General features: G+C 74.1%; 9 protein-coding genes. 5 read left to right on the top strand and 4 right to left on the bottom strand.

The window, feature by feature from the left end; translation table 11 throughout:
• Positions 1-55: 55 nt before the first annotated feature.
• Together EV562_RS32955 and EV562_RS32950 are read left to right on the top strand one after the other, a co-directional pair.
• Complete coding sequence (locus EV562_RS32955; RefSeq protein WP_133890538.1) at positions 56-1,339, top strand: peptidoglycan recognition protein; 1,284 nt, start codon at positions 56-58, stop codon at positions 1,337-1,339.
• A 137-nt stretch (positions 1,340-1,476) separates the two neighbouring features.
• A complete protein-coding gene (locus tag EV562_RS32950) occupies positions 1,477-2,562 on the top strand; it encodes an NDP-sugar synthase (RefSeq protein ID WP_133890537.1) in 1,086 nt (361 codons plus the stop codon).
• 264 nt (positions 2,563-2,826) lie between these two features.
• Here EV562_RS32950 and EV562_RS32945 read toward each other — a convergent pair whose 3' ends face one another.
• From EV562_RS32945 to EV562_RS32930, 4 genes are all read right to left on the bottom strand, one after another.
• Positions 2,827-3,831: a DNA-3-methyladenine glycosylase 2 family protein gene (locus tag EV562_RS32945; RefSeq protein ID WP_133890536.1), complete on the bottom strand. Its 1,005-nt coding sequence runs from the start codon at positions 3,829-3,831 to the stop codon at positions 2,827-2,829.
• 80 nt (positions 3,832-3,911) lie between these two features.
• Positions 3,912-5,243 (bottom strand): coenzyme F420-0:L-glutamate ligase, encoded by a 1,332-nt coding sequence (locus EV562_RS32940; RefSeq protein WP_133890535.1) that lies wholly within the window; start codon positions 5,241-5,243, stop codon positions 3,912-3,914.
• Positions 5,240-6,199 carry a 2-phospho-L-lactate transferase gene (gene cofD, locus EV562_RS32935; RefSeq protein WP_133890534.1) on the bottom strand — a complete coding sequence of 320 codons (960 nt, stop codon included), beginning with the start codon at positions 6,197-6,199 and terminating at the stop codon, positions 5,240-5,242. The genes EV562_RS32940 and cofD overlap by 4 nt, the downstream gene beginning before the upstream one ends.
• A gap of 44 nt (positions 6,200-6,243) precedes the next feature.
• Complete coding sequence (locus EV562_RS32930; protein ID WP_133890533.1) at positions 6,244-6,762, bottom strand: cysteine dioxygenase family protein; 519 nt, start codon at positions 6,760-6,762, stop codon at positions 6,244-6,246.
• A 685-nt stretch (positions 6,763-7,447) separates the two neighbouring features.
• On the opposite strand from EV562_RS32930, the gene EV562_RS32920 reads away from it, so the two are divergent.
• The 3 genes from EV562_RS32920 (at position 7,448) to EV562_RS32910 (ending at position 13,316) form a co-directional block, all read left to right on the top strand.
• Positions 7,448-7,711 carry a WhiB family transcriptional regulator gene (locus EV562_RS32920; protein WP_003975777.1) on the top strand — a complete coding sequence of 88 codons (264 nt, stop codon included), beginning with the start codon at positions 7,448-7,450 and terminating at the stop codon, positions 7,709-7,711.
• 284 nt (positions 7,712-7,995) lie between these two features.
• Entirely contained in the window at positions 7,996-11,799 is a 3,804-nt protein-coding gene (locus EV562_RS32915) for a glycosyltransferase family 2 protein (protein WP_133890532.1), read from the top strand.
• Positions 11,796-13,316, top strand: a complete 1,521-nt coding sequence (locus EV562_RS32910) for a DUF5719 family protein (protein ID WP_133890531.1) — start codon at positions 11,796-11,798, stop codon at positions 13,314-13,316. The genes EV562_RS32915 and EV562_RS32910 overlap by 4 nt, the downstream gene beginning before the upstream one ends.
• Positions 13,317-13,336 lie beyond the last annotated feature (20 nt).

Genomic DNA, 13,336 nt, shown 5'->3' with positions numbered 1-13,336 from the left:
GGCCCGTCAGATCCCAAATGGACATAATTGTCTGACGATGTACAAAATCAGGGGCATGCGTGGATTCCTAGCTTCCTCGACCGGTGTCACGTGCGCGGCGGCCCTGGCCCTCCCGCTCACCTCGCCCGCGGCAGCCACCACCTCGGCCCCACCCGCGACGAGTCCGACGGCACGCGCCACGGCGTACGCCCCCGGCGGCACCCAGTCCCTCCCGCTCGCCCCCCGCGCCCGCGACCGGGCGCCCGGCACGCCCGAACAGGGCCTGCGCCGCGGCGACGTACGGCACTTCTCACTCGTCGGCGTCGTCTGGGACGACCCCGCCACCCCGCTCCACGGCCGCGTCGAGGTCCGTACCCGCGCCACCGCGACCGGCGCCTGGTCCGGCTGGCGGGAGCTGCAGACCCACAACGCCGACCACGCCGCCGACCCCGGCACCCCCGAGAGCACCTCGGTCCGCGTCCGCGGCGCCACCGCACCGCTGTGGGTGGGCGAGTCCGACGGCGTGGAGGTCCGGGTCCGGGCGGCGGCCGCCCACGAGGCCGCCCGTGCGCTGCCGGCCACCCGTGCACTCCCGGCCGCCCGCACCGCGCCGGCCGCCGCACGGCTCCCCACCGGACTGCGCCTCGAACTCGTCGACCCCGGCGAGGACGTCCCGCCGCCGGCGAACCACGCGGCGGACGAGCCCGAACCCGCGGTACTCCCCGCGCTCCCCGCGCGGCAGAGGACCGGGCCGCACGTCGGTCCCCGCCCGCGCATCACCACCCGCCGCGGCTGGGGCGCGGACGAGAGGCTGCGCGAGAAGGGTTTCGTGTACACCAAGAAGGTCAAGACGGCCTTCGTGCACCACTCGGACACCGGCAACAACTACCGCTGCTCGCAGGCGCCCTCGGTGATCCGCGGCATCTACCGCTACCACGTCACCAGCACGGGCTGGCGCGACCTCGGCTACAACTTCCTCGTCGACAAGTGCGGAAGGATCTACGAGGGCCGGGCCGGAGGCGTGTCCGAGCCGGTACTGGGCGCACACACCCTGGGGTTCAACTCCAACAGCATGGGCATCGCCGTCCTCGGCACGTACAGCTCGAAGAAGCCGTCGTCGGCCGCCCTGAGGGCGATCGCCCGGCTCACCGCGTGGAAGGTCGGGCTCTACGGCATGAACCCGCGCGGGAAGACATACCTGAAGTCCGGAGGTGGCAACCTCTACCGGAAGGGCAAGAAGGTACGGCTGAACGTCATCTCCGGCCACCGCGACGGCTTCGCCACGAACTGCCCCGGCAAGAAGCTCTACGACAAGCTCGGCACGGCCCGCGCGAAGGCGGCGAAGTACCAGGGCCGCTGAGCGCGGCACACCGCGCGGCCGTCGAAGGCGTCACGGAACGGCCACCGGGCGGCTGGGGAACGGCCGACGAACGGACTGCATACACTGGCCCGCCGAAAGACAGTTCGGCCGGTCCCGGCAGGAAGCAGAGACGACAGGTGACGGAAGCGATCCTTCTGGTCGGCGGCAAGGGCACGCGGCTGCGCCCGCTGACGGTGCACACGCCCAAGCCCATGGTCCGGGCGGCCGGAGTGCCGTTCCTCACGCACCAGCTGGCCCGCGCCAAGGCGGCCGGCGTCGAGCACATCGTGCTCGCGACCAGCTACCTGGCCGAGGTTTTCGAGCCGTACTTCGGCGACGGCTCGGCGCTGGGCCTGCACCTCGAGTACGTCACGGAGGAGGAGCCGCTGGGCACGGGCGGCGCGATCCGCAACGTGGCGTCCCGGCTGCACTCGGGCCCCGACGAGCCGGTGCTGATCTTCAACGGCGACATCCTGACGGGCCTGGACATCGGCGCCCTGGTGCGCACCCACGAGACGACGGGCGCGGACGTCTCCCTGCACCTGACCAAGGTCACGGACCCGAGGGCCTACGGCCTGGTCCCCACCGACGACGCCGGCAGGGTGCTGGCCTTCCTGGAGAAGCCGCAGACGCCCGAGGAGATCGTCACCGACCAGATCAACGCGGGCGCGTACGTCTTCCGCCGCTCGGTCATCGACACGATTCCGGCCGGCCGCCCCGTCTCGGTCGAGCGCGAGACCTTCCCCGAGCTCCTCGCCACCGGTGCGCACCTCCAGGGCATGGTCGACTCCACGTACTGGCTGGACCTGGGCACCCCGGCGGCCTTCGTACGCGGCTCGGCGGACCTGGTCCTGGGCCGCGCCCCGTCCCCGGCCATACCGGGCCGCTGCGGCGACCGCCTCGTCCTGCCGACGGCACGGGTCGCGGCCGACGCCAAGCTGGCCGGCGGCACGGTGGTCGGCGAGGGCGCCTTCGTGGCGGAGGGGGCGCGTGTGTTCGGCAGCACGATCCTGCCGGGGGCGGTCATCGAGCCGGGCGCCGTCATCACCGACTCCCTCATCGGCACCCGCGCCCGCGTCGGCACCCGCTCGGTCCTGACCGACACGGTCATCGGCGACGGCGCGGTCGTCGGCGCCGACAACGAACTCCGCTCCGGCGCCCGGATCTGGTGCGACGCCCACATCCCCCCGGCAGCCCTACGCTTCTCGTCGGACGCCTCGTAACAGCGGACCAGCCGCGAACACGGCACGCTCCGCACCTCCGAGACAGCCGCCCCTCCCGTAGCTGCGGGCACCCCCCGCAGCTGCGGGCAGTCGTGCCTCCCCCAGTGCCTGAACGGCCTGGGAGGTGCCCCCAGGACGGCACGGGTGGGCGCAGCGGCACCCCGTAGGCGCCGGGCTGCGCCCCCCCGCCCCGCACCCACGCCGGACACGAGACGAACCCCCGACACGAGACGAACCCCCGACACGAGGCGAACCCCGGACCACCTACAACCGCTCGATCCCCCGCGGAGCCATCCGCGGCGCCCGCCGCCCCGGCACCCGCCCACTCAACAGCACCAACCGAGCCGCCCGATGCCGCTGCCCGGCGTACGGCTCCAGCAACCGCAGCATCTCCGCGTCGTCCGCGTACCGGTCGCCGCCGAGCGCGAACCCCACGATCCCCGGCAGATGCAGATCCCCCACCGTCACCGCGTCCGCCGCCCCGTGACTGCGCTGCACGGTCTCCGCCGACGTCCACGGCCCGATCCCGGACACCAGCTCCAGCCGCTCCTGCGCGGCCGCCGGCTCCATCCCCGCCGCCTCCTCCAGCCGCGCCGCGACCCGCACGGCCCGCAGAATCGTCGACGCCCGCTTGTCGTCCACCCCGGCCAGGTGCCACTCCCAGGACGGGATCAGCGCCCACGTCCGCGCCGTCGGCATCACACACATCCGCCCGGGCGCGGGGCCCGGGGCCGGCTCCCCGAACCTCCGCACGAGCAGCCGCCACGCCTGGTACGCCTCCAGCGTCGTGACCTTCTGCTCCAGGACCGAGGGGATCAGCGACTCCAGCACCAACCCGGTCCGCCCCAGCCGCAGCCCCGGACGCCGATGCGCCGTGACCGCCAGCAGCCGGTGTCGCGGCACGAACGCGGACGGGTCGTCCTCGGCGCCCAGCATCCGCGGGAGCTGTTCCAGCAGCCACTCGGCCCCCGGCCCCCAGGCCTCGCCCCGCACCTCACCACCGCGGGCGGTGACCCGCAGCGTGCCCGGCCCGGCGGGCGTGCGGCTGGCCCGCCACACCGCCCCGTCCGGCGTCGTCCGGAACGTCGGATCGCCCGGCCCGCGCCGCAGCGGCCCCAGCGCCAGTCCCAGGTCCAGCGGCCCGTCCGGCACCCACACCCGTACCGCGCCCGGCGCGGCGGCCTGCCGGGGTATGCCGGCGGCGGGCACGACGGTCTCACCGCCGCGCACCGTGGCGCGCGTGGGGCGGGGAGCGAAGCGTCCTGCCACGAGAGAGGTCCTTGAGGTCCTTGAGGTGCCTTGAGAAGGAGGGGTGGGCCTCTACGAGGGTAGAGGCTCGGAGCACCGCCTCACCGCACCTCGATGAACGCCCCGGCGTCCCGCTCGGCCCGCGCCCCGGGCTCCTCGGCCGGATGCCCGACCGCCACCGCGCCCATCGGGTCCCAGTCGCCCGGCAGCCCCAGCACCTCCCGCACGACCTCCCGGCAGAACATGGTCGAGGACACCCACGCGGAGCCCAGCCGCTCCCCGGCGAGCGCGACCAGCAGGTTCTGCACGCCCGCGCCGGTGGCGACCACGAACATCTCCCGCTCGGCCCCGTCGCGGCGCGCGTCCCCGTAGGTGTGCGAACCGTCCATGACGAGACAGGGGACGACGAGGTAGGGCGCGTTGCGCAGGACGTCGCCGCGACGCACGCGCTTGGCGATGGACTCCTCGCTCTTGCCGTCCCGCCGCAGGTCCGCGGTCCAGGCGTCCCGCATCGCGTCGAGGAGCCGGGTGCGGGACTCCTCGGACTCCAGCAGCACGAAGCGCCACGGCGTGGTGTGGTGCGGCGCCGGTGCGGTCACGGCCGCGGCCACCGCCCGGCGCACGGCACCGGGGTCGACCGGCTCGTCGGTGAAGGCCCGTACCGTACGCCGCTGGGTGACCGCCTGCCGTACCGCTTCCGAGGTGCCGAGGCGGAACATGTCGTCGCGCGCGCCGCGCACCATGGCCCGCGCGCCCTCGCCGTCGTCGTCGGCGACCAGGTCCGTGAGCCCGCGCACGACGGCGACGGGCAGTCCCGCGGCCTTGCCCTTGACCAGGTCCCCCGCGGCGGCCAGCTCGTCGGCGGTGGCGACGACGGTGGCGCCGAGCGGATTGCCGTGCGCGTCCGTGCCGCCGCGCAGGTCGTCGAGGACGCGGACGCCCGCGGCGCCGATCGCCACGTCCGTGAGCCCGGCCCGCCAGGGGCGCCCGAAGGTGTCGGTGACGATGACGCCGACGTCCACGCCCAGCGTGTCGCGGAGCCCCTCGCGGATACCGCGCGCGGAGGCGTCGGGGTCCTCGGGGAGCAGCAGCACGGTCCCGGCCGGAGTGTTGGAGGCGTCGACGCCGGCCGCCGCCATGACCAGGCCCTGGCGGTTCTCGACGATGCGCAGCGGGCCGCGCCGGGCCACCACCCGGACGGTCTCCGCGTCGATCGCGGCCTCCCGGTCGGCGGCCTCCACGACGCGCCCCTCGGCCTTGGACACGATCTTGGACGTGACGAGCAGCACGTCCCCGTCGGCCAGCGCGGGCTCGGTGGCCGCGATCAGCTTGGCCAGGTCGTCGCCGGGCCGCACCTCGGGCAGGCCGGGCAGCGCCCACACCCGGTAGCCGTCCCGCCGGCCCGGCGCCCCGCCGCGCGTCTCGTCGCTCACGCCTGACGCACCTCCTCCGCCAGCGTCAGCGCCTCCCGGGCCATCTGCGTCGTCGCGTCGAGGTCGGTCATCATCAGCGGTACGGCGCGGCAGAGGATGCCGGCCGCCTTCACGCGGGTGACGGCGTCCGCGTCGACCGTGTCGACCAGCCAGCCGTCGAGCAGTCCCGAACCGTAGTGCTCGGCGACAGCGGCGGCCGTGGACTCCACGCCGACCGCGGCGAGCACCTTGTCGGCCATCCCGCGCACGGGCGCGTCGCCGACGATGGGGGAGAGGCCCACCACCGGCACCCCGGCGTCGGCGATCGCCTCCCGGATGCCGGGCACGGCGAGGATCGTGCCGACGGAGACGACCGGGTTGGAGGGCGGGAAGAGGATCACGTCCGCCTCCGCGATGGCCTCCAGCACACCGGGCGCCGGCTTGGACTGCTCGGCCCCGACCGGCACGACCGCCTCGGCGCGGACGGAGGCGCGCAGGCGCACCCAGTACTCCTGGAAGTGGACCGCCTTGCGCTCCCCGTCGAGCTCCACGGCGACGTGCGTCTCCACACGGTCGTCGGTCATCGGGATCAGCCGCACCCCGGGTTTCCAGCGGTCGCACAGCGCCTCGGTCACCGCGCTGAGCGGGAAGCCCGCGGTGATCATCTGGGTCCGCACGATGTGCGTGGCGAAGTCGCGGTCGCCGAGGCCGAACCACTCGGGTCCGACGCCGTACGCCGCGAGCTCCTCCTTGAGGTGGAAGGTCTCCTCGGCCCGCCCCCAGCCCTGCTCCTCGTTGATACCGCCGCCGAGGGTGTACATCACCGTGTCGAGGTCCGGGCAGACCTTCAGCCCGAAGAGGTGGATGTCGTCCCCGGTGTTGCCGATGACCGTGACGTCCGCGTCCGGCGCGGCCTGCTTGAGACCACGCAGGAACCGGGCACCGCCGATGCCGCCTGCCAGAACCACAATGCGCATGGCCCCAGTCTGGCAGGCGGGTCCGACAGCGCGTCAGCCAGTCGTCACCGTGCCGGTGCGGCGTCGGCGCCGTGGTCCCGGAACGCGGCGGCCGAGCACTGCGGGGCGTGCATCGGCATCTGTGTCAGACCCGGGTAGTAGACGTGCAGGCTGACCGCCGGCTCCAGCGCGTCGTTGACCACCTCGTGCACGTGGCTCGGCGCGAACACGCGCTGCGTACCGGCCTCCATCGCGCGCGTGCCGCGCGCCGTGTGCTCGGTGAGGGTGCCTTCCAGGACCGTCCAGACGCCCGAGGAGGGTCCGTGGTCGTGGCGTCCGCTGCCCTGCCCGGGCAGCCAGGACAGCAGCCACACCTCGTACCCGGGGCCGGTGCGCAGCCGGTGGTACCAGCGGGTCGTCGCGTCGTACCGGACGAGGTGCTCCCACGCGGAGCGGTCGGCGGCGAGTTCGCGGACCAGGCCCGCGAACTCGGCGACCGTGGCCGGGTGCTCGCGGGGGGACTGCAGCAGGTGGGGGACTTCGAGGATGTCGCCGGCGATCTGGAGGTCGCTGTCGCTGTTCATGGGTGCGGGGTTCCTCGGCGGAAGAGTGCGGCGGAGCGGAGCGATGAACGGAGAACGCCCTGGTGGGGCGGGAACGCAGCAGTCGAGTCGCGTGGACTCGGGGACAGCCGGAGCGCGGTCGGCTCAACAGCTGGAACAGCGGCAACAGCTACAGCGAGCGCGGGCAGCACCGTGGGACCCGGCGGTGCGGGTCGAGGTGAGCGCCAAGTTCGCGAGCATGCCCTCAAGGACAGCGGTTCACACCAGCACTGTCAACTCGATGCCCGTTTTGTGGGACATGTTTCACCTCATCCGGTTGATCGTGCTGCCGAAAGGTTTGCTCAGGCGGCTTCCGGGACACATGGCGCACAAGCCGGGCGCACAACCCCCGTTGCGATCCCGTGACCCGAATGTGATCAGGTTCGCTTCGGCACGTGTATCGGAACGGGATCGATCGCCGGGGCGTCCTTCCTGATGCAGGTGTGGAACGGGACGGGTCCTCTGGCGGGCCTCATCGGTATGTCAAGTTTTATGGTGATTTGAACACTTACTGCATGGCCTTGGTTCCGCAGAGTGAATAAGGGGCCCAATAGCAGATCTCGGCTTGACTCGCCCGGAGCAGCACACTTGTAATTTCACTCGTGTCGTTCAGCCGGAATCGATAACGGCTGGATCACGGGGACGCGAAGACAGACGAGGGGCGCACATGACCGAGCTGGTGCAGCAACTGCTGGTCGACGACGCGGACGAGGAACTCGGCTGGCAGGAGCGCGCACTGTGCGCCCAGACCGACCCCGAGTCCTTCTTCCCCGAGAAGGGCGGTTCCACCCGCGAGGCCAAGAAGGTCTGCCTCGCCTGTGAGGTCCGCTCCGAATGCCTCGAGTACGCCCTTGCCAACGACGAGCGGTTCGGCATCTGGGGCGGCCTGTCCGAGAGAGAGCGCCGCCGCCTGAAGAAGGCCGCGGTCTGAGGACGCGCTCCGGGGACGCGCTCCGAGGACGCGGAAGCGGGCGGCAGTCGAGAGGCGGCGGTTCGTGGGCCGCGGGCGCGGCGGCCGCAGGTTGACCGACTGTGGCCCGACTTGGGGCAGAAACGGTCCGAACAGCGGCAACGGCCCGTCGCCGGTGGGTTGTCCACAGGTGGGGGGCCGCCCCTGTGTCCAGCCGATAGTGTGGGCGCTCGTCCGAGACGCCCCGCCGCCCCCCACAGGCACGGGCGTCCACCGCAGTCCACCGAACCGGGGCCCGTACCTCGATGTCCGTGCAGAGTCACACGGCAGCCCAGCAAGACCTCGCTGCCACACCTGAGTTCCCGCGTCACGTCGTGACCGCGGTCCTCGTCGCCCACGACGGAGCCCGCTGGCTGCCCGACGCGCTCGCCGGGCTGCTCGGCCAGGAGCGCCCCGTCCAGTACGCCGTGGCCGCAGACACCGGCAGCGCCGACGACTCCTCCCGGCTCGTCGCCGACGCCCTCGGTGACGACCGCGTGCTCCATCTCGCCCGGCGCACGGGCTTCGGCCAGGCCGTCGAGGAGGCGGCCCGTATCGCTCCCCTCCTCACCCCCGAGGACCTGCCGTACCTGCGCCGGCCCAGCGGCTGGGACCCCGTCACGCGCACCTGGCGCGACGACGCCTACGACATGCCGGAGCTCCCCCACGGAGAGCCGGTCCAGTGGCTGTGGCTGCTGCACGACGACTGCGCCCCCGAACCCGACGCCCTCGCCCAGCTGCTGCGCGTCGTGGACACCGAGTACGAACTCGGCCGCGAGGACGTCGCCGTCGTCGGCCCCAAGCTCCGCGGCTGGTACGACCGCCGCCAGCTGCTGGAGGTCGGCGTCTCCATCGCCAACTCCGGCCGCCGCTGGACCGGCCTGGACCGTCGCGAGCAGGACCAGGGCCAGCACGACCACGTCCGCACCGTGCTGTCGGTGTCCACCGCCGGCATGCTCATCCGGCGCGACGTCTTCGAGCGGCTCGGCGGCTTCGACCGCCGGCTGCCCCTGATGCGTGACGACGTCGACCTGTGCTGGCGCGCGCACGCCGAGGGGCTGCGCGTCCTCGTCGCCCCCGAGGCGGTCGTCCGCCACGCCGAGGCCGCCTCGCGCGAGCGCCGCGCCGTCGACTGCGCGGGGCGCACCACCGCCTCCCCGCACAAGGTGGACAAGGCGGGCGCCGTCCACACCCTCCTCGTCAACGTCCGCACCGCCGCCCTGCCCTGGGTGTTCCTGCGCATCGTCCTCGGCACCCTGCTGCGGACCGTCGCCTACCTCGTCGGCAAGGTCCCCGGACAGGCCCTCGACGAGATCCGCGGGCTGCTGAGCGTCCTGCTGCGACCCGAGCGCATCATCGCCGGCCGTCGCGAACGCGGGCGCCCGCAGATCGAGAAGGACGAGCTGCGGCCCCTGTTCCCGCCGCCCGGAGCGACCGTCCGCGCCACCGTCGAGCAGGTCGCGGGCGATCTCTTCGGCGGTTCCGACGCCGAGGCCGCCGCGGGCGCCGGACGGCACGGCGGGGCCATCGAGTCCGGACCCGGCGGCGACGACGCCGACTTCCTGGAGATCGAGCAGTTCGCCCGCCTCAAGCGCATCGCCCGCAAGCCCGGCCCGGTGCTCTTCCTGGTACTGCTGCTCGTCTCCCTGGCCGCCTGCCGCGCGCTCTTCGGCGGCGGCGCCCTGGCGGGCGGCGCGCTGCTGCCCGCACCGGCCGGCGCGGGCGAGCTGTGGTCGCGGTACACGGACGCCTGGCACACCGTGGGCACCGGCGGCGCCGCCTCGGCGCCGCCCTACCTCGCGATCGTCGCCACGCTCGCGACCGTGCTGCTCGGGTCCACCGGCCTCGCCCTGACCCTGCTGCTGGTCTGCTCGGTACCCCTCGCGGGCGCCACCGCGTACTTCGCCTCCCGCCCGCTGGTCCCGTCCCGGCTGCTGCGCGCCTGGGCCGCCGTGGCCTACGCCTTCCTGCCGGCCGTCACCGGCGCCCTCGCCGGCGGCCGCATCGGCACCGCCGTCCTCGCCGTGCTGCTGCCGCTGGTCGCGCGCGCGGGCGTCGCGGCGGCGGGCCTGACCAACTCCTCCGGCGCCCGCGGCAGCTGGCGCGCCACCTGGGCGTACGCCCTGCTGCTGACCGTCACCACCGCTTTCACGCCGGTGGTGTGGCCCGTCGCGCTCGTCCTCGGTGCCGGGGTCCTGGTCCTGCGCCGCGCCGAGATCACGGCGTACGGGCTGCGCTTCCTCGCCCAGCTCGGCACGCCGCTGCTGCTGCTCGCCCCCTGGTCCCTGTCGCTGCTGCCCTTCGGCTTCTTCGACGAGGCCGGGCTGGAGTACGGCGCCTCGGCCGCCTCCGCGCTCGACCTGCTCGGCGCCGGCCCCGGTGGGCCCGGGACGGTCGGCGGGCTGTTCCTCATCGGCATCGTGCTGGCCGCGCTGGCCGCCCTGCTGCGCTCCGAGCGCCAGTTGGCCGTCCGGGCGGCCTGGGCCGTCGCGCTGGTCGCCCTGGTCTTCGCGGTCCTGTCCAACCGCTCCGCCTGGGCCGGCCCCGCCACCCTCGTCTACGGCATCGCCCTGCTGTCCGCCGCCACGCTCGGCGCCGACGGAGCGCGCTTCCGGGTGGCCGAGCAGAGCTTCGGCTGGCGCCAGCCCGTCGCCGCCCTGATCGCCCTGGCCTCGGCCCTCGGTCCGCTGATCGCCGCCATGGGCTGGATGTTCGGCGGCGCCGACGGCCCCGTGGAGCGGCGCGACCCGGTGCAGGTGCCCGCGTTCGTCGCCGAGGAGAGCCACACCCGCGACCAGGCCCGCACCCTCGTCCTCGACAGCGACTCCGCCGCGCACGTGGGCTACATGCTGGTCCGCGGCTCCGGCGCCCGCCTGGGCGACGGTGAACTGGCCACCGGCGACGGCGGGAACGGCACGCTGGACAAGGTCGTCGCCAACCTCGTGGCCGGGTCGGGCGCCGACCAGGCCGACCAGCTCGGCGGATTCGCCGTGCGCTACGTGCTCGTGCACAAGGGCGCGCCGCGCGAGGTCACCCGCGTCCTGGACGCCACACCCGGTCTGAGCAGGCTCAGCCAGCAGGACGGCAGCGGACTGTGGCGGGTGGACCAGGAGGTCGCGCGCGCGACCATCGTGTCCGGCGAGAAGTCCGCTGCCGGGAAGTCCGGCGCGGGCGAGCCCCGGCCCGTGGCGGCCGGGCCCGTCGAGATCCACACGGACATCGAGGCGGGCGCCGACGGCCGCGTCCTGCGTCTGGCCGACACCGCCGCCGAGGGCTGGACGGCCACCCTGGACGGCAAGCCGCTCACCCGCACCACGGTCGACGGCTGGGCCCAGGGTTTCGAACTCCCCGCCTCCGGCGGCCGGCTGGACGTCACCTACGACGCCCCGTTCACGCACACGGCCTGGCTGTGGGTGCAGGGGCTCCTCGGCGTCGTCCTCGTCGTCCTCGCCCTGCCCGGCAGGCGCCGTGACGTCGACGACGACCTGCCCGACGAGCCGGTCGTCCCCGCTCAGCCCGTCGAGGGCGAAGGCCGCCGGGCACGGCGACTGCGCGCCCAGGCCGAGGCGGAGGCCGAGGCCCCGGCGGCGCCGGGAGCGGAGCCGCAGCCGCATCCCGGCACGGCGGGCGAGCCCGCCGAGCAGCCCGAGCCGCCCGCCGAGGCGCCCGCCCCGGTTCCGCAGCAGCCGGCGTACGGCGCATGGGACTCGGCGCAGTACGCCGCCGAGTACGGCTCCTACGACGGCACCTACGGCGCCGAGCAGTACCAGGGCGGCCAAGGCGCCCAGCCGTACGACCCGGGGGCGTACGCCGGGCAGCCCTACCCGGCGGACCCGTACCGGCAGGACGCCTACCAGGGCGGTCACGACGGCCAGGGCGCGCCGTACGGGACGGGCCAGTACGACCCGTACGCCTACGGCGATCCGACGCAGGCTCAGGAGACGGGGTACGACCCGGCGTACGGCCAGGCGTACGGCCAGGGCGGCTACGAGACGCCGTACGAACCGCCCCAGGACCAGCAGCAGCCTCACGGCACGGGCAGTGAGCGCCCCGACGGGAGCCAGCAGTGAAGCGCACGACCCTGTCCCTGATCGCCTGCGCGACCGCGCTCGCCGCCGTCACCGGTTTCGCGGCGGTGTCCGCCCCGGACGGCTCCGGCACGGACACCGCCGCGCCGGCCGCCCGCCTGCCTGTGGAGCGCACCAGCCTGCTGTGCCCGGCGCCCAGCACCTCCGACCTCGCCGAGACGTCGTACACGTCCTTCACGCCCGTCACCAAGGGCGCCGACGAGAAGGGCAGCGCCGCGCTCGCGGCCGCGGAGCCGGCCGACGGCCCCGGGGACGGCAAGGGCGACGACAAGTCCGGGAAAAAGGGCGAGAAGGACGGCAAGGCGGAGGAGCCGGTCGTCCGGCCGAAGGCGCCCGGCACGCCCGTGACCGGGGAGACCTCCGGCGCCGACACCCCCGCCCTGATCGGCACCGCCGAGGGCGGCAACGCGCCGGGCTGGACGGTCCAGCAGACCACCGAGGTCGCCGCCGGGACCGGCCGGGGACTGCAGGGCGTCAACTGCGCGGCCCCGGACACGGAGTTCTGGTTCCCGGGCGCCAGCACCGCGGCCGGCCGTACCGACTACGTGCACCTGACGAACCCGGACGACTCGGCGGCCGTCGTCGACATCGAGCTGTACGGCAAGGACGGAGCCCTGAAGTCCACGGTGGGGGAGGGCGTGACGGTGCCGCCGCACTCCGGTGAATCCCTCCTGCTGTCCACGCTCAGCGACGTGAAGCAGACCGACCTGACCGTGCACGTCGGCGTGCGCAGTGGGCGGGTCGGCGCCGCGGTGCAGGCACTGGACGACAAGACCGGCGGTGACTGGCTGACCGCGGCCGCCGACCCGGCGAGCGACCTCGTGCTGCCGGGCATCCCGAAGGACGCCACCGCCGTACGCCTGGTGCTGTTCACGCCCGGCGGCACCGACGCCGACCTGAAGGTGCGTCTCGCCTCGCCGTCCGGGCTGATCACACCCGCCGGTCACGAGACGGTGCACGTCAAGGCCGGTATGACGACCGGCGTCGACCTCGGCGAGGTGACGCGCGGCGAGGCGGGGTCGCTGGTGCTGACACCGACGGACCGGTCCGTGCCGGTCGTCGCCGCGGTCCGTGTCGTACGGGGCAAGGGCGACGAGCAGGAGTCGGCGTTCATCCCGGCCGCCGATCCGGTCGGCGCGCGCGCGACGGCCGCGGACAACCGCGCCAAGCACACCACTCTGGCCCTGTCCGCGCCCGGCGGGACGGCCAAGGTCAGGGTCACGGCGTCCGCGGGCACCGAGGGCGGCTCGACGGCGACCGAGACGTACACGGTCAAGGCCGGTACGACGCAGAACGTGGCCGCGCCGGTCCCCGCCGGACTCAAGGGCTCCTACGCGCTGACCGTCGAGACCGTGTCGGGCGGCTCGGTCCACGCGTCGCGCATGCTGACCGGTTCCGACGACGACGTGGCGTCCTTCACCGTGCAGACCCTCCCCGACGACCGGGGCACGGTCTCGGTGCCGAACGCGGAGCAGGACCTGTCGGTCCTGCAGCAGTAGCGGCCGGGGGCCTGCGGGCC

The sequence above is a fragment of the Streptomyces sp. BK208 genome, assembly GCF_004364245.1.
Classification (GTDB): domain Bacteria; phylum Actinomycetota; class Actinomycetes; order Streptomycetales; family Streptomycetaceae; genus Streptomyces.
This window is presented reverse-complemented; position numbering and strand designations above follow the sequence as displayed.